10 protein-coding genes are annotated in these 25,427 nt (G+C 65.0%); 6 read left to right on the top strand and 4 right to left on the bottom strand.

Going from position 1 to position 25,427, the window contains the following annotated elements:
* Positions 1 to 6: 6 nt before the first annotated feature.
* The 4 genes from AC0L2V_RS11085 to AC0L2V_RS11070 all read right to left on the bottom strand — a co-directional run bounded on the left by AC0L2V_RS11085 (position 7) and on the right by AC0L2V_RS11070 (position 13,149).
* Complete coding sequence (locus AC0L2V_RS11085) at positions 7 to 1,041, bottom strand: ABC transporter permease (protein ID WP_027153847.1); 1,035 nt, start codon at positions 1,039 to 1,041, stop codon at positions 7 to 9.
* Between the two features lie 224 nt (positions 1,042 to 1,265).
* Complete coding sequence (locus AC0L2V_RS11080) at positions 1,266 to 2,921, bottom strand: ABC transporter substrate-binding protein (protein ID WP_473520077.1); 1,656 nt, start codon at positions 2,919 to 2,921, stop codon at positions 1,266 to 1,268.
* Between the two features lie 389 nt (positions 2,922 to 3,310).
* On the bottom strand, positions 3,311 to 11,221 hold the full coding sequence (locus AC0L2V_RS11075) for a translocation/assembly module TamB domain-containing protein (RefSeq protein WP_473520076.1): 7,911 nt from the start codon (positions 11,219 to 11,221) through the stop codon (positions 3,311 to 3,313).
* Complete coding sequence (locus AC0L2V_RS11070) at positions 11,221 to 13,149, bottom strand: autotransporter assembly complex protein TamA (RefSeq protein ID WP_473520075.1); 1,929 nt, start codon at positions 13,147 to 13,149, stop codon at positions 11,221 to 11,223. The genes AC0L2V_RS11075 and AC0L2V_RS11070 overlap by 1 nt, the downstream gene beginning before the upstream one ends.
* A 303-nt stretch (positions 13,150 to 13,452) precedes the next feature.
* Here AC0L2V_RS11070 and AC0L2V_RS11065 point away from each other — a divergent pair, with 303 nt between their 5' ends.
* From AC0L2V_RS11065 to AC0L2V_RS11040, 6 genes are all read left to right on the top strand, one after another.
* Entirely contained in the window at positions 13,453 to 18,933 is a 5,481-nt protein-coding gene (locus AC0L2V_RS11065) for an alpha-2-macroglobulin family protein (protein ID WP_473520074.1), read from the top strand.
* A 193-nt stretch (positions 18,934 to 19,126) separates the two neighbouring features.
* Positions 19,127 to 21,232: a penicillin-binding protein 1C gene (gene pbpC / locus AC0L2V_RS11060; protein WP_473520073.1), complete on the top strand. Its 2,106-nt coding sequence runs from the start codon at positions 19,127 to 19,129 to the stop codon at positions 21,230 to 21,232.
* Between the two features lie 272 nt (positions 21,233 to 21,504).
* Positions 21,505 to 22,533, top strand: a complete 1,029-nt coding sequence (locus AC0L2V_RS11055) for a sulfate ABC transporter substrate-binding protein (protein ID WP_473509217.1) — start codon at positions 21,505 to 21,507, stop codon at positions 22,531 to 22,533.
* Between the two features lie 32 nt (positions 22,534 to 22,565).
* Positions 22,566 to 23,417 (top strand): sulfate ABC transporter permease subunit CysT, encoded by an 852-nt coding sequence (cysT, locus tag AC0L2V_RS11050; protein ID WP_473509219.1) that lies wholly within the window; start codon positions 22,566 to 22,568, stop codon positions 23,415 to 23,417.
* Positions 23,410 to 24,294 carry a sulfate ABC transporter permease subunit CysW gene (gene cysW / locus AC0L2V_RS11045; RefSeq protein WP_023798668.1) on the top strand — a complete coding sequence of 295 codons (885 nt, stop codon included), beginning with the start codon at positions 23,410 to 23,412 and terminating at the stop codon, positions 24,292 to 24,294. The genes cysT and cysW overlap by 8 nt, the downstream gene beginning before the upstream one ends.
* Positions 24,295 to 24,374: 80 nt before the next feature.
* Complete coding sequence (locus AC0L2V_RS11040; protein WP_473509220.1) at positions 24,375 to 25,415, top strand: sulfate/molybdate ABC transporter ATP-binding protein; 1,041 nt, start codon at positions 24,375 to 24,377, stop codon at positions 25,413 to 25,415.
* Positions 25,416 to 25,427 lie beyond the last annotated feature (12 nt).

Below are 25,427 nucleotides of genomic sequence, written 5' to 3'. Positions count from 1 at the left end.
GATCCCCTATTGAACTCTGATACGCGGATTGAGAAACGCGTAGCCGACATCGGAAATGAGCTGCGTGATCAGGACGATGAACACCGAGACCAGGGAGCAGCCGAGCAAAAGATCGATATCGTTGTTGCCGGCCGCCTCGACCAGCGTGTAGCCAAACCCCTGGTAGCGGAACATCACCTCGACAATGACGACGCCGGTGAGCAGCCAGGGAAATTGCAGCATGATGACGGTGAATGGCGCGATCAGCGCGTTGCGCAGCGCGTGCTTGACCACGACGCTGCCGAAGGAGAGGCCCTTCAACCGGGCGGTGCGGATATATTGCTGCGTCATCACCTCGACCATCGAGGCGCGGGTCATGCGGGCGATATAGCCGATGCCATAGATCGCCAGCGTCATCACAGGCAGCGTGAAATTGTAGAAGGTGATGCCGCGGCTGGCCGAAGCCGCCGAACCGTTCAGCAGGCCGAGCCATGAGGCGAAGATGACGGTGAAAATGACGCCCGACACATATTCGGGCGTCGCCGTCGAGGCAATCGAGGCGACCGACAAGGTCCGGTCGGTTCGCGAGCCTTCGCGCATGCCGGCGAGGATGCCGATCAGCAGCGAGATCGGCACCATCACCACAAGCACCCAGAACATCAGGATTCCGGTAGCACCAAGCGCCGGGAATAGCTTCGACGCGACCGTCGTCTTGAACTTGGTCGAGCAGCCGAAGTCACCCTGCAGCACGCCGGAAAATGTCGGCTCGACAGGATCGTTGCAGAAGGAAAAACGTCGCGCCGGTTTGCCGGTTGCCGGGTCTGTGACCGGCTGTTTGGGCACGATACCCAGCCATTGGCCATAGCGGGAGAAGAAATTCTGGCGATAGCCATGGTTGACCAGCCAGCTTTCGAGCTGCTCGGCCGAGGTGTGCATTTCGGTCTGGCTGATTGCCAGCTTTTTCAGATTGGGATCGAGATTGATCAGGAAGAACACGACCATCGTCAGGCACAGCATCGTCAATGCCATGGTGCCGAGGCGTCGAAGGATGAAAGAAAGCATGGCGGTCCCCTGCCGGTCTGGTTGGGGTTGAGGCCGGCTTGGAGCCAGTTCAGCTGCGATCGGCAGAGCTGGCTGTCAAACGGACCCTCAGAATGCGATCAACCCTGTCTTATTGCACGCCCTCTCCGAAGAGTCCGCGCTTTCTTGCTGCGCCGACCTTCGGTTGTGGGATCATGCAAGGCGTGGGTGGAAGGGGCGAACCGCCCCTTCCACGATCGATCCGATCAGGCCTCCTCGTCGAGCCAGACCTTGCCGTAGTCGCGCTCGAAGGTCGGATGCATGCCGTAGTTCTTAACGGCAGCGACCGAATGGCTGTAGAGCTTGCGCCAGTAAGGCTGGATGATGATGCCGGAATCCTGCAGGATCTGCTCGATGTCCTTCATCATTTCCTTGCGCTTGGCGGGGTCGGCAACGGCGAGCGCCGCGTTGAGCTTGGCATCCCACTCGGGATTCGACCAGCCCGTCTCGTTCCAGGCTTCACCGGTGCGATAGCCGATCGCCAGAACCTGGACGCCGAGCGGCCGCATGTTCCAGTTGGTCATCGACAGCGGGTATTTGGTCCAGTCGTTCCAGAAGGTCGAACCCGGCAGCACCGTACGCTTGACCTTGATGCCGGCGTCGCGCATCTGCGCGGCGATCGTATCGCCGGTATTCTTGTGCCAGTCTTCGTCGACCGTGATCAGCTCGTGCTCGAAATCGGCCTGGCCGGCTTCCGCCATCAGCGCCTTCGCCTTGGCCGGATCGCGGGCAATCTTCGCCAGCTCGAAATATTCCGGATGGATCGGCGAGACATGGTGGTTTTCGGCGACAGTGCCGGCATTGCCACCGCCCAGCTGGAGCACGACAGCGTTGTCGACCGCGAGCTGCAGGGCGTTGCGGACCTTCTGATCGTCGTAAGGCTTGTTGGTCACATTGGTGCGGCAGACGATCGTCGAAGCGGTGACGACCTCGGACTTGACCAGGTCGACACCGTCGAGGATCGACACATAGTCGGCCGACGTCTCGAAGTTGGTATGGACCTCTCCGGATTCGAAGGCGCTGACCGTGGCCGCCGGATCGGTGCCGTAATCGATGAACTCGATGCCGTCGAGAAAGACTTCGCCGTCCCACCACTTGTTGTCTTCGCGGCGCTTGTAGACGACTTTCTGGCCGACATCGTAGGAGACCAGTTCAAATGGGCCGGTGCCGATCGGGCAGGCTTTGAAATCGCCGCCCTTTTCGTCGAAGGTCTTGTGGACGACGAGACCGGGATAGTCGCACACGTTGGGGATGAGCGCGATATCCGGCGTGCTGAGCGTCAGCTTGATCGTGTGATCGTTGACCTTGGTGACGGCGCTCTCATCCAGCTTGTCGTCCTTGACCAGCGAGCCGAGGCGACCGGGCATGGAATTGCCTTCGGCTTTCTTGTCGCCCCAACGCTTGAGGTTGAAGATGACATCGTCGGCGGTGAACGGATCGCCGTTGTTCCAGGTGACGCCCTTGCGCACATGCAGCGTGTATTCGGTGGCGTCGTCGTTGACGTCCCAGCTCTCGAGCAGGTAGGGGCGGAACGTGTATTCATTTGTGTACTTGACCAGCGGCTCGAGCGCCTGGCGCTCGGCATTGGCGATTTCCGACCAGTCTGCCTTGCGCGGATCCTTCGGATCCTTGATCCACATAGCGACCTTCAGTATGCCGCCCTTCTTGCCCTGCACGTCCTGCGCTCTCGCCGGCGTCGGGTCGGCGAGACCGAGCATGCCATAGGCCATCGCCGTGGACGCGCCGAAGACACTGGCCAAAGCGAGAAACTCGCGGCGATCGACACGTCCCGCCCTGGCTTCCTCGGCCATCGCATGGATGTGATCCGGAACGCGGTCGCCATTACTCTTGTAGATTGTCATCGAGAACTCCCATTGTTGGCTTTCTGCCTTTTACCATTCCGCATCCGGGCCGTGATGTCAAAAACGGCACGGATTGGGAACATGCCAAGGAATGTGCAACTTTGGAAGGGAAGCAGTTCGCGTGATAACGACAGTCTTGGCGCAAAATTGCTATTGCCCGGCAGATTTCGTTCGAATCTCCGGCATCGATCAAACTGAGACATTCACTGCCGCGCCGCACGTCCCGTCGGGCGCGCAACGGACGCTGTAGCGGTTTGATTTTGCGCCGAAATCGATTTCGATTCTCGCGGTCGTGCGCGAAGCTTTGCACCGCGCCGGCCGATCCCGGATGAGTGCCAATACGGCGACGAGGGCTGTCGGATTGCCGGACCCTATCTCGCCGGCCGGCTTCAGTACTCGCGTTCGTAGAAAATGCCACCCTTGGCTTCGCCGGCATCGGTGGCTTCGCCGCGCAATTTGACGCCGCGGCCGACGTCGAGATCGATCGCTGCCTTGCCCGAACCCGGCTTGTCGCCCTTCTGGATCGTCACATAGGTGCGGTCGTTGAGATATTTTCCGGCCGAGACCGCGGTGCCGCCCTCCTCGTCGGTGACGACGTCGAGATCGTCGACGCCGATGGCGCTGCGCAGGTTCTGGAGCAGCGAGGTCGAGCCGCCGATGCCGGCCAGTTGCGCGGCGGCTTCGGCAAGCTGGGCGATCTGCAGCGGCGACAGGTTCGACATCGAGCGGCCGAAAATCAGTTGCGCCAGGACCTCGTCCTCTGGCAATGCCGGCACCGACGAGAAGTTGAATTTCGGATTGGTCGCCTCGCCCGAAACCACGATGGTGACGGTGGTGCTGCTCGTCGTCGATGTCGCCGTGAGATTGAGATAAGGCACCAGCGACCCCGAAAAGCCGACCGTGCCTTCGGTGAAGGTCAGCCGCTTGGCCAGGATCGACAGCCGACCGCGCTGCAAGTCAAAGGTGCCGACCGCTTGCGGCGACGATGCCGGGCCGGTCAGCCGCAACGAACCGCCAAGCTCGGCATCGACGCCCCTGCCCTGGATGAAGATCTGGCTGGGCGCGTTCACGGTGACATCGAGGTTGAGGCCGCCGCCACTGCTGCTGCTGCTCGCCGTCGCCGGGCGCAACGCCTTGTCCTGCGCGCGCACGGCGGCCGGTGCGTTCTTGTGCCTGATGTTGAGCGCCGCCAGCGAGCCCGGCAGCTTTTCGGGAACGGTGATGACGGTCTTGGCCAGGTTGATCGTGCCCGAGATCACCGGCGCCGATGCGAGTGGCCCCTTGATGGTCAGGTCGCCGCCGAGATTGGCGGTGACCACCCTGCCGTCGGTGTAGCGACCGTCGACGAGCTTGACCGACAGGTCGGCCGGAAAGCCTTGCGCCGGATTGATGCCGACCGTGCCGCTGGCCGACAGGCTGCCGCGCGTCGACAAATTGCCGGTCAGGCGGTTGATCCTGGCGACGCCATCGCCGATCGCCACATCGGCGGTGATGTCGTTGATCGCAAGTCCCGAGCGTGCATCGATCAGGCGGGCACCTGACGTGCGGACCGTGCCTGTGATCACCGGCGCCGTCGCCGGGCCGCGCACCTTCAGATTGACGTCGGCCGTGCCGCTCAACGACAGGCCTTGTGCGGCCAGTGTCCGGGTCAGGAAGGCGAACGGCACCTTGCCGGAAAAGTCGAGATCAAGCGTCGGCGTGCCTGATGTCGTCATCGTGCCGCCGCCCTTGAGGCCGAGACCGGCGGCATCGCTCATGTTGGCCTCGAAGGTCAGTCGGTTGCCGGAAAACGTGCCGGAGGACGAAACGCCCATGCCGCCGAAACCGGCGCCGCGGGTCTGCGACGTCTGGACGCCTGCGGCGTCGACCTTGAAGGCGACGGCCGGATTGGCCGGCGCGCCCGTCACCTTCACCGTGCCCGAGATCGAGCCGGCGGCATCGAGGCCGGGCGAGAAACTGTTGGCAAGCGATATCGGCACCCGCGCCAGCGTCGCGTTGAGATTGAGCGCCTCCCCGACCTTGCCCGAAACCGTCGCCGTGCCGCCGCCGAGGTTGAGTGCGAGCCTGTCCAGGCTGGTGGTGCCGTTGGCGATGGTGATGGTCGAGGTCTGGGCGATCGCCGCCTTGACGCCGCGCATCGTCGCCTGACCGGAGGCGAGCTCGACCGTCGTCGTGCCATTGGCGACCCTGACGCGGCCGGCTGCCTCGGCCGGAATGTCCTTGACGGTGGCGCCGCCGGAAAAGCCGGTCCAGTCGCCGTCGCGGGTCAGATCGACATCGATGCCGCGAACGACGGTGCCGCCGGAGGTGACGCTGTCGGCACGGATTTTTCCGGAGATCACCGGTGCCGCGAGATAATTGCCGATCGATGCATCGATGGTCACCGTCTTCGCCGAAACATCGCCGCGTGTAATCGAAGCGGTCGAAGCCTTGACGGTGACGCCAGGCGCATTGCCGGCCTTCGAGAAGACGATCGTGCCGCGGATGTCGCCTTCCGCCTTTTCCAGCGCAAGCGCTGCCAGCGGTCCGATGTCGGGCAGGTCGAGCGCCACGGTGCCTTCGGGCACGAACGCCTCGTCAAGCGCCAGGTCGCCTGATATCCGGTTCTTGCCGAGCGACAGCAAAAGCCCGTCGATGGCGCGCTTGCCGTCTGACGTCGCCAGCACCGCGCTGCCTTGCAGGGGCTGGCCCGCGACGTTTCCGGTCAGTTGGACATTGGCCGCTGGGTTGGCGGCATCGGCCTTCCCGGTGGCGGTGAGGCTCAACCCGGTGATCTCGCGTTCGGCAACCGAAAGCCGCTCGCTGTTGACCGTCAGCGACAGGTCGGGCGCGGTGCTGGCGCCTTGCGCGTTCAGCGCAAAGGTGATGGCGCCGTTGGCGTCCCCTGACAGAAGCGAGATGTCGGCCAGCGCGCCCTTGATGTCGACGGTGAGCTTGTTGTCGGCAAGGCTGGCCTGCCCGTCGGCGGTCAGCGCGCCGGACACCAGCCTGATCGCATCGGCGGTGACATTGCCATTGGCGTCGCGCTTCAGCGCGGCACTGAGTTCCGTCCGCTGCGCGAGCACGCCGCGCGCTGCCGCCGGCAGCGCCGCGGAAACGGCGTCGGTCTTGAGGTTGAGGTCGATGGCGCCGTCGGCCAGCGAGATCCTTCCATTGAAGCCGCTGTTCAGCGCGTCGCTCGTCACCGACCCGCTGTCGATGACAATGCCGTCGGTCGCCAGGCTGCCGGCGACTTGTGCCGTGATCTTGCCGGCGATCAGCGGCGCTATGGTCGGATTGTCCAGGCCGATCTTGTTTGCCGTCACCGTGCCGGAGACCGGCCCCGTCCGGCTCTTCACGTCGAAAGCGTCCGAGTGCAATGCCAGCGTGAGCCCCTCGACATCGCTGAATTTCGTCGCGACCGACGGCAGAACAGCGGAAATGTCGAGCTGCGGCTGCGTGCCCTGCCCTGCAGCCTTTACCGAAAGCGCCTGCAGCTCGAGCTTGATCGGGCTCTCGGTGCTGCCGAGCGCCAGCGGCAGGCTCGGGCCGGTCGAGGCCAGGTCGAGCGCAAAATCGCTGGCGCCGTTCGGATTGATGGTGCCGGCAGCCTTGCCGGAAATCTTGTCTCCTGAAAGTGTCGCGCGGTCGATGGCGACGCCGCCGGCGGAGGAGAAGCTGCCTGCCGCATCGAGCTTGAGCGGCCCAAGCCCCGCCTGGCGGGTCTGGCTGGTCTCGGCGCCGCTGAGTTGCGCATCGAAACGAATGTCAGGGGCTGCTGACGGTCCCGTCACTTGCGCCGTTCCACCAAGCGTGCCCGCGGCGTCGAGGCCGGGTGAAAAATCATTGGCCAACGCGGCCGGCAGCCCGGAAAACTCTGCCGCAAGATCGAGCGTCTGGCCGGCGGTGCCGGATACGGTCACCGATCCGCCGCCGACATCGAGCATCAGTTTCTCGATGCTGGCGGCGCCGTTGGCGATGCTCAGGGTCGACGGCTGCGCGATCGCCGTCCTGATGCCGCGAATGGTCGCATCGCCGGAGGCGATCTCGACGCTTGTCGTGCCGTCCGCGATCCTCACCCTGCCTTCTGCCGTGGCCGGAATTCCGGCGACGGTGGCGCCGCCGGAAAACCCGGTCCAGTCGCCGTCGCGCTTCAAATCGACATCGATGCCGCTGATCACGGTGCCGCCGGAGGTGACGCTGTCGGCACGGATCTTACCGGAGATCGCCGGTGCGGCGACATAGTTGGCAATCAGCGCATCGATGGTGACCGTCTTTGCCGAAAGATCGCCGCGCGAAATTGAATCTGTGGTCGCCTTGATGGCGACATGAGGCGCATTGCCGGTCTTCGAGAAGACGATCGTGCCACGCACGTCGCCGTCAGCTTTTTCCAGCGCCAGGGCTGCGAGCGGACTGATATCGGGTAGATCCAGCGCAACCGTGCCGAGCGGCAGGAATCGATCGTCGAGAGCAAGGTCGCCCGAAACTTTGTTGTCGCCCAGTGACAGGCTTAGTCCGTTTATGGACCGCTTTCCCTGGCGCGTTACCAGCGACGCCTTGAAATCGAGTGGCTCGTCATTGACGGATCCGGTGAGCGAGATATCGGCCGCCGGGCTGGCGATGTCGCCCTTCCCCGTCGCGGTGAGCTTTAGCCCGGTGATTTCTCGCGCCGCCACCGAAAGCCGGTCGCTGTTGACCGTCAGCGACAGGTCGGGCGCGGTGCTGGCGCCTTGCGCGTTCAGCGCGAAGGTGATGGCGCCCTTGGCATCCCCGGACAGAAGCGAGATGTCGGCGAGCGCGCCCTTGACGTCGGCGCTGACCTTGTTGTCGGCGAGGCTGGCCTGCCCGTCGGCGCTGAATGCACCTGATACCAGCCTGATGGCGTTGGCGATAACATTGCCGTTGGCGTCGCGCTTCAGTGCCGCGCTGAGCTGCGTCCGCTCGGCGAGCACGCCGCGCACTGCCGCCGGCAGTGCCGCGGAAGCCGCAACCGCCCTGAGGTTGAGATCGATGGCGCCATCGGCCAGGGAGACCCTTCCATTAAAGCCGCTGTCCAGTACCTCGCTCGTTACCGAGCCGCTGTCGATGACGATGGTATCGGTAGCGAGATCGCCGGCGACCTTGGCAGTAATCTTTCCGGCGAGCAGCGGCGCGATGGTCGGATTGTCCAGGCCGATTTTGTCCGCCGTCACCGTGCCGGAGATCGGCCCTGTTCGGCCCTTCAGATCGAAGGCGTCGGAATGGAGCGCAAGCGCGATGCCTTCGGCCTTGGCGAGGTTGGTGGCGACCGACGGCAGTGTCGCGGAGATATTCAGCGTCGATTGCGTGCCCTGCCCCGCGACCTCCACCGACAGCGCCTGCAACTCGAGCTTGATCGGGCTCTCGGTGCTACCAAGCGCCAGCGGCAGGCTCGGGCCGGTCGAGGCCAGGTCGAGCGAAAAATCGCTGGCGCCGTTCGGATTGATGGTGCCGGCAGCCTTGCCGGAAATTTTGTCCCCGGCAAGCGTCGCGTTGTCGATGGCGACGCCACCGGCGGAGGAGAAGCTGCCTGCGGCATCGAGGTTGAGCAGCCCGAGCCCCGCCTGGCGGGTCTGGCTGGTCTCGGCGCCGCTGAGCTGCGCATCGAAACGAATGTCAGGGGCTGCTGACGGTCCCGTCACTTGCGCCGTTCCACCGAGCGTGCCCGCGGCGTCGAGGCCGGGTGAAAAATCATTGGCCAGGGCGGCCGGCAGCCCGGAAAACTCTGCCGCAAGATCGAGCGTCTGGCCGGCGGTGCCGGACATTGTCACCGATCCGCCACCGACATCGAGCATCAGTTTCTCGATGCTGGCGTTGCCATTGGCGATGCTCAGGGTCGACGGCTGCGCGATCGCCGCCTTGATGCCGCGAATGGTCGCTTCGCCGGAAGCGATCTCGACGCTTGTCGTGCCGTCGGCGATCTTCACCCTGCCTTCGGCCCTGGCCGGAATGCCGGCGACGGTGGCGCCGCCGGAAAACCCGGTCCAGTCGCCGTCGCGCCTCAAATCGACACCGATGCCGCTGATCACGGTGGCGCCTGATGTGACCGTATCGGCCTTGATCGTGCCGGAGATCGCCGGCGCCTTGAGAAAGTTGGCGACCAGCGCGTTGACGGCGATGGTCTTCGCCGCCAGATCGCCGCGGGAAATAGACCCGCTCGTCATATCGATGACTACCGTCGGCGCGCCACCATCATTCGAGAGGCGGATGCTGCCCTGCACGTCGCCGGCCGCCGTCTGCCCGGCAAGCGCGGCCAGCGGGCCGATATCGGGCGCTTCGAGGGTCAGCGTGCCGAGCGGCAGCAAGCTGTCGTCGAGCACGAGATCGCCCGAGACCTTGTTGTCGGCCAGCGACAGGCTAAGCCCGTTGAGGGAACGCGTTCCGTCACGCGTCACCAAAGATGCCCTGAGATCGAGCGGCTGGTCGTCGACGGACCCTGTCAGTGCGACATCGGCAGCGGGATTGACGATGTCGGCCTTGCCCGTCGCTGTCAGCTTGATCGTCTTGACCGTCCGGCCCGACGCGGTCAGGCTGTCGCTGTCGGCCGAGACCGAGAAATCCGGCGCCGAGCGCGCGCCGCTCGCCGTCAGCGCGAAATCGACGGCCCCGCCGACCGGTACGCCAACCATCGGCGACAGCACCGAGACATCGCCGAGCGTGCCCCTGATGTCGGCCTGGATGTCGGTGCCCGTCGCGCTGGCGGTGCCGCTGGCGCTGAGCGAGCCCGAATTGAGTTGCAGCGCATTGGCGGCAAACAAGCCTTGCGGGTCGCGGGTCGCGGTCGCCGAGAATGTCACGCGCTCGCCGAGAATCGGGCGGATCTGCGGCGGCAGCGCAGTCGAGACGGCATCGGCATTCATCTTGAGCGTCATCGCCAGATCGGCCAGCGTCACCCTGGATGTCACCGAGGCATTGAGCGCATCGCTGCGCAGCGTGCCTTGATCGACGACAATCTCGTCCTTGCTGACCGACCCGGCGAGGTCCGCGGTGACCCTGCCGGTCACCAGCGGCGCCAGCGTCGCCACGTCGGTGTTCAGGCCGCCGGCGATAAGCTTGATGGTGACCGGTCCGCTGCGGTCCTGGATGTCGAAGCCGTCGGAATGGATTTCGGCCACCAGATCGTCCACCCGCGTGCCGCCCGCCACCACCGAGACCAGGGACGCGCCGATGTCGATTATCGGCGCCTTGCCGCCGCCGAACGCGCGGGCCGTGGCGCCGGTGATCGCGACCGTCACCGGCTGCGCCGCGGCGCCGAGGCTGAGCACGATTGGTGGACCCTTGGCGGCGAGTTCCACCGAAAGGTCGCTGGCGCCGTTGGGGTCGATGCTGCCCGCGGCGGTGCCATGCACGGCATCGCTGTCGATGCTGGCGCGCTCGACCTCGACGCCGCCCGTCACGATCGCGGTTCCGGCGAGGTCGAAGCTGGTCTTGCCGGCAAACAAGGATTTCAGATTGTCGGGCAAGAAGCGCTGGAAGTCGCCGTCGCCCTTGGCCTCGACATAGTTGCCCTTGTCGGTGAGCTGGTGGCGACCTGTGAGCTGGGTGACGATCTGGCCGTCGACGACGAAGGTACCGATGCCGCTCCAATTGGCGACCGGCCCGGTGCCGGTGACGACGATGTTGACCGGCGGCGCATCCGGCAATTTGAGCAGATTGGCGATGATGCCGCCGGCGGGCTCCGACGCCTTCAGATCGAGGTCCAGCTTGTTGTCGGCGGGCGCGAAATGGATGTTGGCGTCGAGCTTGCCTTGCTTGCCGTCGCGGCGGGTGATGTTGAGGCTGGTTGCGAGCGCCAATGGCGCCGCGTCGGCCTTGAACGATCCCCTGGCGGCGAGCTCGGCGATACCGCTGCCGGCCAGCGCCTGCCCGAGCGCGATTTCCGGCAGGTCGATCTGCTTGACGTCGAGTGACACCGGCAGCGTGCCACCTTGGCTCGGCTGCGTGCCGGCCACCGGCAGCCGCGCCAGTTCGATGCGATCGGCGGCGACGCGGCCGGCGCTGAAGTTCTTCGACAGAAGCGCCAGCGGCGACCAGTCGACCGCCACCTTGCGCGCCACCAGCCAGGCGCCCTGGCGATCCTCCAGCACCACATGGTCGACCGTCAGCGCGCCGGACCAGATGCCGTCGATGCCGCTGACCGTGACCTTCTGGTCATCGCTCGACGCCACGGTCGAGATGATGCCGGCGAGATTGGCGCGGCCGCGCTCGGTCTTGGTCAGCACGACGAGCGCACCGACCACCGCCGCCACCAGGACGAGCAGCGTGTAAAGGGCAATGCGAAGGATGCGCTTGAACATTGTCATCAAAACGCCTGGCCGATGCCGGCATAGATGCCGAAATCCGGGTCGTCGGGATCCGGGTTGAGCGGCACCGCCGCGTCGATGCGCAGCGGTCCGAACGGCGTAATATAGCGCAAGCCGACGCCGGCGCCGACCTTCATGTTGGAAAAATCCGGGAATTGATCGGTCGAGACGGTGCCGGCATCGACGAACGGCACGACGCCGATCGTGTCGGTGATGGCGATGCGCATCTCGATCGAGGTCTCGAAGATGGACAGCCCGCCGATCGGCTCTCCGTCGGCGTCCTTCGGACCGATGCCCTGATAGGCATAACCGCGCACCGAGCCGCCGCCGCCGGAATAGAAACGGCGGTCGGCCGGAACATCCTGAAGGCCGGCGCCGATGATCGAACCGATGGCGACGCGTTCGGCCAGGACGAACTTCGAGGCCGCGTCGAGCGCCTGATAGGCCGATCCTTCGCCCCTCAGCTTGACGAAGGCGGCACCGTTCAAAATGTCGTAGCTCGGCTCGGCATAGGCCAGCGCCCTGAATCCGGTCGTCGGGTTGAGCCGGTTGTCGCGGTTGTCGTAGACATAGCGCAGCGGAATGCTGGCGATCAGAAAAGTGTGCTTGCCGAAGGAATCGGTGATCTTCGAATAGTCGAGCGCGACCTCCGCCGAAACCGTCTGCTGCCTGTCGAGGTCATAAGACAGGCCCGTGCTGCCCTTGACCGAGAAACGGTCGTAGGCGTCGGGATGCTCCAGCACGGTGTTGACGTTGGCGAAGAATTTGGACGCCGGCCCGACCACGCCCGGCTTTTCGAACATGATGCCGGCATTGTAGTTGAGCTCGGTCAGTTCGTTGCTGCCGATGCCGCTGATTTCGCCCTCGATGCGCAGTTTTTCGGCACGGCCGAACAGATTGCGGTGACCCCAATAGCCTTCGAGGCCGAGCCCCTCGGTGTTGGAGAAGGTGCCGCCAAGACCGAAATAGCGCGGCTTGCGCTCGCTCACTTCAACGCCGATCGGGATGTTGCCGTCGGCGTCGAGACCGTCGGCCTCTTTCAGCGTGACGCTGTTGAAGACTTCCAGCCCGAGCAGCCGGTCGCGCGCCTCGTCGACCTCTTCCGGCGAATATTGGCGGCCGCGCTTCAGGCCGGTCATGTATTCGGTGAAAGCGCGGTCGACCTTCTCGGTGCCTTCGACCGTGGTGTCGCCATAGCCGGCAACCGGCCCGGCGGCCACGGTCAGCGCCACGTCGAGCGTCGAGGTGGCGTGATCGGCAACGATCTCGCGGGCGGTCACCTTGGCCAGCGGCCTGCCGCCCTCCTTGAGCGCCCGCACGATCGACGCCTCGGCCTTGAGCACGGCACCGGAACCGGCATCGCCGCCGGCGATCAGGCCGAAATCGGCGCCCGACAGCCCCGCCGCATCGCCCTCCAGGCTGATGTCGCCAAGCGTGAACTTCGGCCCGGCCGCAATGTTGATCACCACCGGAATCGGCTGCGGACCCGAGAATTCGGCGTCGGGCGGCAAATCGTCGAGCGGCTTGCCTTCGATGGTAATGGTGACGACGCCCTCGTAGCGGGCGTCCGCATAAAGGGCGGCGACAAGCTGATCGCGGTCGGCACGCGCCTTGGCCAGCAGGCCGAGCGAACCGGAGACCGGACGTTCTTCGTCGTCCTTCAGCGCCGAGGCGTTTTCGAGTTTTTCGGCGAGATCCTCGTCGGCGTCGGGCGCCTCTATGGTCACCGCATAGCGCAGCGGATCGACGATGTCGGCATCTTCATCCTCCGACGATCCCCACAGCTTGATGCCGAAGATCTCGAAAGCGGCCGCATTTCCGCTCGCGCCAACCAGTGCAGTCGAGCATAGCAAGGCGGAAAGCAAGGCGAGCGAAAACACGCGCCGTGGCGCGGTTCCTCCCGACATCTGCCTTTCATACGCCGACATTACAACTCTACACTAGCGGCCAAAGCTAAAATTGGAATGAAGTTCTGAATTGCTCGTAAACGGGCCACAATCCAATTGCCACAATCCAACTGTCTTAAATGGACAGGGCTTGGAATTCACACCTTCTGCGTCGCCGCAAGAAAGCGTGATCCCTGTCCTGTGGAGGTACTACCGGTCATCGGCCGGAAAGGAAACCGTTGGCAGGCGGGAACCTGCCGCGTCCTTGTGTTGACAAGCTGGACCGAAGCTTGAACATGTCTGGACGTACGTGGACGTAACGTAAGCAGTGTCCGGAGGGGTGTCATGGCAATGCGCGCGGCTCGTGGTCTGTCGATTCTTTTCCTTCTCTTTTTCGCCTGGGGCAGTGTCGCGCAAGCGGCCGAAGCGCGCCGGGTGGTGACATCGGACAATTCCGATTACTTCGGCTTCGATCTCAGATCCGACCAGAACGTCAGCCTCGATCAGTGCACGACGACATGTCTTGGCGATCCCGCCTGCCGCGCCTTCACCTACAACCCCAAGGCCAAATGGTGTTTTCTCAAATCCGATTATAACACGCTGAAGCCCTTCAAGGGCGCGGTCGCCGGCAAGGTCGTCAACGTCGAAGGCGACCCCGACATCGGCGCGCCGCCGGCGCTCGCCTTCTTCCCCGCCTGGATGGCCGACCAGGCCCAGCAATACCGCAACAGGCTCACCGGCCCGGCCTACACCAAGCCCACCGAAGGGCTGACGGCGCTGCGGGAGGCGGCAAGGCAAGCGTCGCAGACCGGCGACCACCGCCTGGCCGTTCAAAAATACGAGGCTTTGGTTTCGGTATTGCCAGACGATGGCCAACTCTGGCTTGAACTGGCGCGGGAAACACTTGCCGTGCAGCCGACCGCCAACAGCGCCGAGGCGTCGACCCTGCCGGCGAACGCCACCTCCGCCGGCTTCAACGCCTACAAATTGCTGCGCACCACAAAAACCCGTGCCGAAGCGCTGGCACTGCTTGGCGACGGGCTCGATCGCCGCGACCTCGCTCGGCCGGCGCTGCAGGCCTACGAAGCGAGCCTCGCGCTGGTCAGTTCGCCCTGGGTCACGGCCGCCTATCAGGACCTCAAGGCGCGCAAGGGCTTCCGCGTCGTCGATCATACGGTCGACGCCGACACCAGCGCGCCACGCATCTGCGCGCAGTTTTCCGAAGACCTGGTTAAGACCGGCGTCGACTACGCGCAATTCGTCACCGTCGACAACGCCGCCCCCAAGGGTGTCGAGGCCAAGGACAAGCAGATCTGCGTCGAGGGGCTCGAGCACGGCCAGCATTACGACGTGACCTTCCGTCCCGGCCTGCCGGCCGCCATCGGCGAGGTGATCTCCAACCCGGTGGTGCTGTCGATCTATGTGCAGGACCGCGCCCCGTCCGCCCGTTTCACCGGCGACAGCTTCGTGCTGCCGGCCGGCGCTCGCCGCGGCATCCCGGTCGTCACCGTCAACATGAGCGCCGCCGAAATGAAGCTTTTTCGCATCGGCGATCGCTCGCTGACCCAGCTTCTGTCCGGCTACCAGTTCCTGCGCCAGCTTGACGGCTACGACATCTCCAACATTTCCGACCAGATGGGCGAGCCGGTTTGGCAGGGCCAGCTCGCCATCGCCAACGACCTGAACAAGGAGGTAACAACCTCCTTCCCGGTCGACGAAGCGCTGCCGCAGCGCAAGCCCGGCGTCTATGTGCTGACCGCGCAACCGGTCGACGAGAACGACGACGACTATGATTCGCGCGCCACGCAATGGTTCGTCGTCTCCGATATCGGCCTGTCGACCTATACCGGGCAGGACGGGCTGAACGTCTTTGCCCGTTCGCTCGCAACCGCCAAGCCGATATCAGGTGCTGAACTGACGCTGCTGGCCAGGAACAACGAGATCCTCGGCACCGCGACCACGGACGCGCAAGGCCGCGCCGTCTTCAACCCCGGACTGACGCGCGGCGACGGCGGCATGGTGCCGGCCGTGCTGACAGCCAAGCAGGGTGACAGCGACTTCGTCTTCCTCGACATGGGCCGCGCCGGCTTCGATCTTTCCGATCGCGGCGTCACCGGGCGTCCGGCGCCGGGCGCGCTCGACGTCTATGCCTGGACCGAACGCGGCATCTACCGCGCCGGCGAGGACGTCCATGTCGCAGCACTTGCCCGCGACAGCGCCGCCAAGGCGGTCGAGAACCTGCCGCTGACCTTCATCTTCACCCGTCCCGACGGCGTCGAGAACCGCCGCATCGTCAGCGACGGCGCATCGGCCGGCGGCCATGCCGTCGACCTGCCGCTCGAAGCCAACGCCATGCGCGGCACCTGGACGGTGGCGATCCACACCGACCCCAAGCAGGCGGCGGTCGCCAGCCAGATGTTTTTGGTCGAGGATTTCGTGCCGGATCGCATCGAGTTCGACCTGTCCTCCGACAGCCGCGAGATCGCGCAGGGCGAAACCGCCAACGTTACCGTCGACGGCCGCTTCCTTTATGGCGCGCCGGCCGCCGGGCTGGCGCTCGAAGGCGAACTGACGCTGTCGACCACCCGCGCCTGGGACCGCTTCAAGGGCTATTCCTTCGGCCTCGCCGACGAGCAGTCGGCGGAACCGTCAGTCACCCCGTTCACCGGCCTGCCGGTGGTCGGCGACGACGGCAAGGCGACCTTCCCGGTTTCCGTCGACCAGTTGCCCTCGACCACCAGGCTGGTCGATGCCAAGGTTACGGTCAGGATGCGCGAGACCGGCGGCCGCGCCGTCGAACGCTCGCTCAACATCGCCATCCGGCCGCAGGGCCAGATGATCGGCATCCGCCCGGATTTCGACGGCGACGAGGTGCCGCAAGGCGGCACGGCGAAGTTCGGCCTGATTGCCGTCGACCCCGACGGCAAGCGTGAGGCGCTGCAGGGCGCGCAATGGTCGCTGGTCAAGGTCGAACGCAATTACCAATGGTACCGCTCCAGCAATTCCTGGAATTATGAGCCGGTCACCTTCACCAAGTCGGTGGCCAGCGGCCAGGTCGACCTGACCGCCGACGGCGAGGCCACCGTCTCGCTGCCGGTCGACTGGGGCCGCTACCGGCTCGAGATCGAGACATCAGACCCGCGAGGCCCGGCGACCAGCTACGAATTCGACGCCGGCTGGTATGTCAGCTCCACCACCACCGAAACGCCCGACGGCCTCGAAATCGCCCTCGACAAGGACAACTATGCGGCGGGCGAAGTGGCCAAGCTCAAAGTGTCGCCGCATTTTGCCGGCGAGCTGCTCGTCATCATCGGCGCCGACAAGCTCCTGAAGACCGTCACCGCCAGCGTGCCGGCCGGCGGCAGCACCATCGACATCCCGGTCGGCGACGACTGGGGCGCGGGCGCCTATGTCACGGCAACGCTGTTCAGGCCGGGCGAGGCGCAGGAAACCCGCATGCCGGCGCGCGCGATCGGCGTCAAATGGCTGAAGGTCGATCCGGGCTCGAAAAAACTCGCGGTCAGCCTGACGCCGCCGGACAAGACCATGCCGCGCCAGCAGCTGTCGATCCCGGTTTCGGTGGCCGGCGTGCAGCCGGGCGCCAACGCCTATGTCATGGTCGCGGCCGTCGATGTCGGCATCCTCAACCTGACCAACTACAAGGTGCCGGATCCGGAGACCTGGTTCTTCGGCCAGCGCATGCTCGGCCTTGAAGTACGCGACCTCTACGGCCGCCTGATCGACGGCTCGCTGGGCACGACCGGCAAGCTGCGCAGTGGCGGCGACGGCGCCAACATCCAGTCGCAAGGCAGCCCGCCGACCGAAAAGCTGGTCGCCTTCTTCTCCGGTCCGGTCCAGCTCGACGCCGACGGCAAGGCGCGGATCGACTTCGACATCCCGCAGTTCAACGGCACCGTGCGCGTCATGGCCGTCGCCTGGACCGAGGACGGGGTCGGCCATGCCCAGTCCGACGTGATCGTGCGCGATCCGGTGGTGATCACCGCCGGCCTGCCGCGCTTCCTAGCGCCCGGCGATTCGGCCGTCATGCGGCTCGACGTCACCGACGCCGACGGTCCGGAGGGCGACTATGCGCTGTCGATCGACACGTCAGGCGATCTTTCGACCGGCGATGCCGCGCTGCCCGAAAAGCTGACGCTGGCCAAGGGCAAGCGGCAGACGCTGACCGTGCCGCTGATCGCCGAGGCGCCGGGCAACGCCTCGATCACCATCAAGCTCGCCCATGCCGACGGCACCGCTGTCGAGCAGACGCTCTATGTCCCGGTGCGCCCGGCGCAATTGCCGGTGACCACCCGCATGGTGGTCGACCTCAAGGACAAAGGCGGCTCGCTGCGCGTCGACAAGGAGCTCTTGGCGGCAAGCCTGCTCGACGGCGCTTCGGTCAGCGTCGGCGTTTCACAGGCGGCGGCCTTCGACGTGCCATCGCTGCTGATGACGCTCGACCGCTACCCCTATGGCTGCGCCGAGCAGACCACCAGCCGCGCCATGCCGCTGCTGTATGTCAACGAGATGGCGTCGGGCGCCGGCATGGCCAGCGACGCCGATCTGCACGGCCGCATCCAGGATGCCATCTACAAGGTGCTGAGCTACCAGGCCTCGGCCGGCAGCTTCGGCCTGTGGGGCCCGGGCTCCGGCGATTTGTGGCTCGACGCCTATGTCACCGACTTCCTGACCCGGGCGCGCGAGCAGAAATACGACGTGCCGGCGCTGGCGATGAACCAGGCGCTGAGCAATCTGCAAAACGCGATCGGCTATGACCAGGACGTCAAGGATCGCGGCAGCGAGATCGCCTATGCGCTCTATGTGCTGGCCCGCAACAAGAAGGCCTCGATCGGCGATCTGCGCTACTACGCCGACACCCAGCTCGAAGCCTTTACCAGCCCGATGGCCGTCGCCCAATTGGCGGCGGGCCTGGCGCTCTATGGCGACACGCAGCGCGCGGAAGCCACCTTCCAGGCCGCCCTGCAACTGGCCAATTCGAGCTCGGCATACGACTACTACAGGTCCGATTACGGCTCGCCACTGCGTGACGGCGCGGCGATGCTGGCGCTTGCCGCCGAATCCAAGCCGGTGCCGGCGATCGTGCCGGCGCTGATCAAGCGGGTGACGCAGGAACGCGCCGCCGTCAGATGGACCAGCACGCAGGACGAGTCCTGGATGCTGCTGGCGGCGCGTGCCCTGAAGGCCGGCAATGATGCGATCGCGCTGACCATCAATGGCGCGCCGCATGCCGGCGCCTATTCGGACCAGATCGCCGGCAGCGACATTGCCGACAGTCCGCTGACCGTCGCCAACACCGGCAGCAACCCGCTGCAGGCGGTCGTCACCACGGTGGCCTCGCCGATCCAGCCGTTGCCGGCCGGCGGCGACGGCTTCACCATCGGCCGCACCTACTACAAGCTCGACGGCACCGAAGCCAATGTCACGCAGGCGACCCAGAACGAACGCTATGTCGTCGTGCTCAATATCTATGAGCAGAACAAATGGCCGTCGCGGCTGGTGATCACCGATCTGCTGCCGGCCGGCTTCGAGATCGACAATCCGGGCCTGGTTTCCAGCGCCCAATTGTCGAATTTCTCCTGGCTGGCCCAGACCGACGCCGCCCATCTCGAATTCCGCGACGACCGTTTCGTCGCCGCTTTCAATCCGAACGACGGCGAAGGCGACCGCAACATCACGCTCGCCTATGTCGTGCGTGCGGTGACGCCGGGCACCTATGCCCATCCGGCGGCAACCGTCGAGGACATGTACCGGCCGCAATATTCGGCCCGCACCGCGACTGGCATGATGGAGGTCAAGGCGCCGTAAGGCAAAGATGGCGAACCATGGCGATGGCGATGCCCCTCATTGCCCTGCCGGGCATTTCTCCCCGTATAGTGACGGGGAGAAAGAGGCCTGCGCCGAAATTTTCGCCAAACTCGAACGCTGCAGAAAAGCCGCTGTGGGCCGTGACAGCCCCCTTCTCCCCGTCGCTAGACGGGGAGAAGGTGCCGGCAGGCGGATGAGGGGCAACGCGGTGCTCTCCAAGAAATTCCTGCGCCGTTCAGCCATCGCCGCCGCCTCCCTCTCCGGCTTCGTCGCGCTCGCCGCCGCCACCCTCTGGCAGCTCGACCGCGCCTTTCCGCCGCCGCTGCCGGCGGCGCTGACGGTATCGACCGAAGTCCAGGACCGCGACGGCCAGCTGTTGCGGGCCTTTGCCACGCCGGACGGCTATTGGCGGCTCGCCACCCGCCTCGATCAGGTCGACAGACAGTTCGTCGACATTCTGGTGACTTACGAGGACAAGCGCTTCTGGGACCATCGAGGCGTCGACGTGCTGGCGCTGGCCCGCGCCGCCGGCCAGTTCGTGACCAATGGCCGTATCGTCTCCGGCGGCTCGACGCTGTCGATGCAGCTCGCCCGGCTGACCGAACCGCGCGACAGCCGCAGCCTCGGCTCCAAGCTCAAGCAGCTGCTGCGCGCCCTGCAGATCGAGCGGCGGCTCAGCAAGCGCGAGATCCTCGAACGCTATCTGACGCTGGCGCCCTATGGCGGCAATCTCGAAGGCGTGCGCGCCGCCTCGCTGGCCTATTTCGGCAAGGAGCCGAAGCGGCTGGACGTCTCGGAGGCGGCGCTGCTCGTCGCGCTGCCGCAACTGCCGGAAAAGCGCCGGCCCGACCGCAACCTGGCAATCGCCCAAGCCGCCCGCGACCGGGTGCTGACGCGCATGGTCGCATCGGGCCTGCTCGGCGAGCGCGAGGCCGCACGTGCCGCGCTCGACGATGTTCCCGCCAGCCGCCGCCCGCTGCCGGCACTCGCCGCCCATGCCGCTTATGCAGTGCTGCCCCGGGCCGTCCCCGGCCACAAGCTGCGGCTGACGATCCGCAAGAGTGTCCAGGAAGGGCTGGAACAGGTGGCCAGGGATGCCGCCGCCAGGCTCGGCCCTCGCCTGTCCGTCGCCATGGTGCTAGCCGACGCCCGTACCGGCGACATCCTCGGCGAAGTCGGCTCCGCCGACTATTTCGACGCCAGCCGCTCCGGCTGGATCGACATGACCAGGATCGTCCGCTCGCCCGGTTCGACGCTAAAACCGTTCATCTACGGGCTCGCCTTCGAGCAGGGATTGGTGGCGCAGGAAACGCTGATCGACGACAGGCCGACGGATTTCTCCGGCTATCGGCCGAAGAATTTCGACATGGGCTATCAGGGCGACGTCAGCATCAGGCAGGCGCTGCAGCTGTCGCTCAACGTGCCGGCGATCAGTGTTCTCGACGCGGTCGGGCCGGCGCGGCTGCTCGCGCGCTTTCGGAAGGCCGGCGTCACGCCGATCCTGCCCGTCAACAAGGCGCCGGGTCTCGCCATCGGCCTTGGCGGCGTCGGCGTGACGCTGCGCGACCTCGTCCAGCTCTATGCCGGGCTCGCCAATGGCGGCAAGGCACACACGCTGCATGTCGGCACCGAGCCGGCGAATGCCGAGCGCTCGACCGCTACCATCCTCAACGATCAGGCGAACTGGCAGATCACCGACATATTGTCGGGCGTCAAGCCGCCCGAGGGCGCCGCCCGGCGCGGCATTGCCTACAAGACCGGCACCTCCTACGGCTACCGCGATGCCTGGTCGGTCGGCTTCGACGGGCGCTATGTGCTGGGCGTCTGGGTCGGCCGCCCCGACGCCGGCGCGGTGCCCGGCCTGTCCGGCTATGTCTCGGCCGCACCGATCCTGTTCGAGGGCTTTGTCCGCTCCGGCCTGGCTGCCGTGCCGCTGCCAGGCCAGATGGCCGGCGTCACCAGACCCAGGCGCGACGATCTGCCGGTGACATTGGCGCGCTTCGGTTCTGGCGCCGACGGCCTAGTCCAGGCGACGCCGACCGAGCCCGCGCCGACGATCATCTTTCCGCCCGACGGCGCCCACGTCGATCTCGCCGCCACCACCGCCGACGCCATGCCACTGGTGCTGAAGCTGCAAGGCGGCCGCGCCCCGTTCCGCTGGCTGGCCAATGGCAAGCCGCTGGTCGGCATCGACCGGCGGCGCACCGCGACCTGGCAGCCGGACGGCGCCGGCTATTCGACCCTGACCGTGATCGACGCGGCCGGGCGTGCGGCCAGCGTGAAAGTGTTCGTTGAATAGAATGCGCCAAGCGATTCAGGGAATTGGCTTTCCATTAGGTCGGCGAGTAAGCAGGACACGCTCGACTCCTCAGGCCATTGCCGAGGCGCGACCTGTCTCTAGATAGATTGCTTCATGTGCCCGGATTCGGCACTGCAGCGTTGCGCGGAAAGAATTTCTTCGTGATGCCGAAAGCCGGCGAAAAATTGCTTCATTAGGCCGAAAAAAGCAACATTGATTGCATCTAATTTCTACCAATTCAATAGATTGAGGTGATCTCAACGGAGGCGGAAATGACCAATCCTCATTTCAGGAAACTGCTCGGCGCACTGGTCGCCACATCTGTCCAGTTCGGCACGCTCAGTTTCGCGTTCGCCGATACCACCATCCTCAACGTGTCGTATGACCCGACGCGTGAGCTTTACAAGCAATTCGACGAGGCCTTCGCCGCCCACTGGCAGGCCGAGACCGGCGAGACGGTAACCGTCCAGCAATCGCATGGCGGCTCGGGCGCACAGGCCCGCGCCGTGATCGACGGCCTCGACGCCGACGTGGTGACGCTGGCGCTCGAAGGCGACATCAACGCCATCGTCGAGAAATCGAAGAAAATCAATCCCGACTGGCGGACCAAGTTCGAGAACAATTCGGCGCCCTACACCTCGACCATCATCTTCCTCGTCCGCAAGGGCAATCCGAAAGGTATCAAGGACTGGGGCGATCTGGTCAAGGACGACGTCCAGGTGATCACGCCCAACCCCAAGACTTCGGGCGGCGCACGCTGGAACTATCTCGCCGCCTGGGCCTATGCCAACGCCAAGGATGGCGGTGACGAGGCCAAGACCAAGGAATTCGTCGGCAATCTCTACGCGCATGTTCCGGTGCTCGACACCGGCGCGCGCGGCGCAACTGTAACTTTTGCGCAAAAAGGCCTCGGCGACGTGCTGCTGGCCTGGGAAAACGAGGCCTATCTGGCGCTCGACGAATTCGGCGCCGACAATTTCGATATCGTCTACCCGCCGACCTCGATCCTGGCCGAGCCGCCGGTCGCCGTGGTCGACGCCAATGTCGATGCCAAGGGCACGCGAAAAGTCGCCGAAGCCTATCTGAGCTACCTCTACTCCAAGGAAGGCCAGACGCTGATCGCCAAGCACCACTATCGCCCGTCGAAGCCGGATTTGGTGCCGGCCGAGGACCTCGCCAAACTGCCTGAGATCAAGCTGATCACCATCGACGATCCGCTTTTTGGCGGTTGGAAGAAAGCACAGCCTTACCATTTCGGCGACGGTGGTATATTCGACCAGATCTACAAGCCGGCCCAGTAGACCCGTTAAGCTAGATTCTAGATCAGGACGACATGACCACAGCACCCGCCAAGGCGGGGTGGCGGTTCAGACAGCCGAGCGTCATTCCGGGTTTCGGATTGACGCTCGGCTTCTCGCTTGCCTACCTCACGCTCATCATCCTCATTCCCCTGTCAGGGCTGATCTGGCGATCGGCCGCGCTTGGCTGGGCCGATTTCTGGGCGATCGCCACCGACCGCCGCACCATCAACGCGCTTGAAATCAGCTTTGGCACCGCCTTCATTGCCGCCATGGTCAATGTCGTCTTCGGCACGATCGTCGCCTGGGTGCTGGTGCGCTACAACTTTCCGGGCCGCCGCATCGTCGATGCCATGGTCGACCTGCCCTTCGCCTTGCCGACGGCGGTCGCCGGCATCGCGCTGACCACGCTCTACGCGCCGAATGGCTGGCTCGGCAGCCTGCTGGCGCCGCTCGGCGTCAAGATCGCCTATACGCCGCTCGGCATCGTCATCGCGCTGATCTTCATCGGCCTGCCTTTTGTCGTGCGCACCGTCCAGCCGATCATGGAGGAGATCGACAAGGAGGTCGAGGAAGTGGCCGCCACGCTCGGCGCCAATCGCTTCCAGACTATTGCCCGGGTTCTGCTTCCGGGCCTGGCGCCGGCCATCGTCACCGGTTTTGCGCTGGCTTTCGCGCGCGGCGTCGGCGAGTACGGCTCCGTCATCTTCATCGCCGGCAACCTGCCCTACAAATCCGAGATCGCGCCGCTTCTGATCGTCATCCGGCTGGAGGAATACAATTATGCGGCGGCGACCGCGATCGCGGCGATCATGCTCGCTTTGTCGTTCGTGATGCTGCTGGTCATCAATCTGGTGCAGACGTGGAGCCGCAAGCGCTATGGCTGATCCGGAGATCAAATCCTACGCACCGCACCACGAAAGCCAGTCGGCGGCAGTGACCGAAAGCCGCCCGGCGAAAGCCGTGCTGATGATCGTGACCTTTGCCTTCCTCGGCATTTTCCTGCTGTTGCCGCTGATCGTCGTCTTCAATGAAGCCTTCGCAAAGGGCATCGGTGCCTATACCGAGGCGCTGACCAATCCCGACACGCGTTCGGCGATCCACCTGACGCTGCTGGTGGCGGCGATCTCGGTGCCGCTCAACATCGTCTTCGGCGTCTCCGCCGCCTGGGCGATCGCCAAGTTCGAGTTCAAGGGCAAGGCCTTCCTGACCACGCTGATCGACCTGCCGTTTTCGGTATCGCCGGTCATTTCCGGCCTGGTTTATGTGCTGCTGTTCGGCGCGCAAGGCCTGTTCGGCGCCTGGCTGAAGGCGCATGGCATCGTCATCCTGTTTGCCGTGCCGGGCATCGTGCTGGCCACCATCTTCGTCACCTTCCCGTTCGTCGCCCGCGAACTGATCCCCTTGATGCAGGAGCAGGGCAATGGCGACGAGGAGGCGGCGCTGTCGCTCGGCGCCAATGGCTGGCAGGCGTTCTGGTACGTGACGCTGCCCAACGTCAAATGGGGGCTGCTCTACGGCGTCTTGTTGTGCAATGCGCGCGCCATGGGCGAGTTCGGCGCGGTCTCCGTCGTGTCGGGCCACATACGCGGACTGACCAACACCATGCCGCTGCATGTCGAAATCCTCTATAACGAATACAATGCCGCAGCCGCCTTCGCCGTCGCTTCACTGCTTGCGGGCCTGGCGCTGGTCACGCTGGTCTTGAAAACACTTCTCGAGATGCGCTACGGCGCCGAGCTCGCCGCGACGCGCGGACACTAGTGCATGTCGCCCAAAAGTGTGTAGCGGTTTTGGGGATGACGACATGCATGAAACAAAGATTTTGAAAAAAGGGACGGTTGATGGAAGTTCGCGTTGCCAACGTGCGCAAGGAGTTTGAGCGGTTTCCGGCGCTCCATGACGTTTCGCTCGACATCAAGTCCGGCGAACTGATCGCGCTGCTCGGGCCTTCCGGCTCCGGCAAGACGACGCTGCTCAGGCTGATCGCCGGGCTGGAGCGGCCGACGAAAGGCAAGATCTTCTTTGGCGAGGAGGATGCGTCGCAAAAGTCGATCCAGCAGCGCAATGTCGGCTTCGTTTTCCAGCATTATGCGCTGTTTCGCCATATGACGGTCGCCGACAATATCGGCTTCGGCCTAAAAGTTCGGCACGGGCCGTCACGGCCGTCGGCGCAGGAAATCCGCCGCCGTGCCTCAGAGCTTCTCGACCTCGTCCAGCTTTCCGGCTTGGAAAAGCGCTATCCGGCTCAGCTTTCGGGCGGCCAGCGCCAGCGCGTGGCGCTGGCCCGCGCGATGGCGATCGAACCGGCCGTGCTTTTGCTGGACGAGCCGTTCGGCGCGCTCGACGCCCAGGTCCGCCGCGAATTGCGCCGCTGGCTGCGCGACATCCATGACGCCACCGGCCACACCACGGTCTTTGTCACCCATGACCAGGAAGAAGCGCTCGAGCTTGCCGACCGCGTCGTGGTGATGAGCCAGGGCAGCATCGAGCAGGTCGGCACCGCCGACGAAATCTACGACACGCCGAATTCGCCCTTTGTCTACGGCTTCATCGGTGAATCGAGCGTGCTTCCGGTCAAGGTCGAGGACGGCCAGGTCTGGATCGCCGATCGCCCGATCGGGCTGTCGGCGCCGCAGGCGCCGCGGGGCGAAGCAACGCTGTTCTTCCGCCCGCACGATGTCGACCTGGTGGACGAATGCAATGGCTGCATCGCCGGCACGGTCGCCGCCAGCCGCCGCGTCGCCGGCACCAGACGGGTGGAGCTCGAAATCGGCGGCGAGCGCCAGCGGGTCGAGATCGAGCTGCCGGTCGACCATCCGGCGGCGCAGAAGAGCCGGGTAGCGTTCAGGCCGCGGCGCTGGAAGCTTTTTCCGGCTGCTTGATCCCCTTCCGGC

It is taken from the genome of Mesorhizobium sp. WSM4814 (genome assembly GCF_055811595.1).
The sequence above is the reverse complement of the archived record's forward strand: the minus strand, read 5'-3'. Positions and strand labels throughout refer to the sequence as shown.

Excerpts from the sequence above, each read along its gene's own strand:
- AC0L2V_RS11040 (WP_473509220.1), top strand. The coding sequence starts at position 24,375 with ATGGAAGTTCGCGTTGCCAACGTGCGCAAGGAGTTTGAGCGGTTTCCG.
- cysT (WP_473509219.1), top strand. The coding sequence starts at position 22,566 with ATGACCACAGCACCCGCCAAGGCGGGGTGGCGGTTCAGACAGCCGAGC.
- AC0L2V_RS11075 (WP_473520076.1), bottom strand. The coding sequence starts at position 11,221 with ATGACAATGTTCAAGCGCATCCTTCGCATTGCCCTTTACACGCTGCTC.
- AC0L2V_RS11080 (WP_473520077.1), bottom strand. The coding sequence starts at position 2,921 with ATGACAATCTACAAGAGTAATGGCGACCGCGTTCCGGATCACATCCAT.
- pbpC (WP_473520073.1), top strand. The coding sequence starts at position 19,127 with ATGAGGGGCAACGCGGTGCTCTCCAAGAAATTCCTGCGCCGTTCAGCC.
- AC0L2V_RS11070 (WP_473520075.1), bottom strand. The coding sequence starts at position 13,149 with ATGTCGGCGTATGAAAGGCAGATGTCGGGAGGAACCGCGCCACGGCGC.
- AC0L2V_RS11085 (WP_027153847.1), bottom strand. The coding sequence starts at position 1,041 with ATGCTTTCTTTCATCCTTCGACGCCTCGGCACCATGGCATTGACGATG.
- cysW (WP_023798668.1), top strand. The coding sequence starts at position 23,410 with ATGGCTGATCCGGAGATCAAATCCTACGCACCGCACCACGAAAGCCAG.
- AC0L2V_RS11055 (WP_473509217.1), top strand. The coding sequence starts at position 21,505 with ATGACCAATCCTCATTTCAGGAAACTGCTCGGCGCACTGGTCGCCACA.
- AC0L2V_RS11065 (WP_473520074.1), top strand. The coding sequence starts at position 13,453 with ATGGCAATGCGCGCGGCTCGTGGTCTGTCGATTCTTTTCCTTCTCTTT.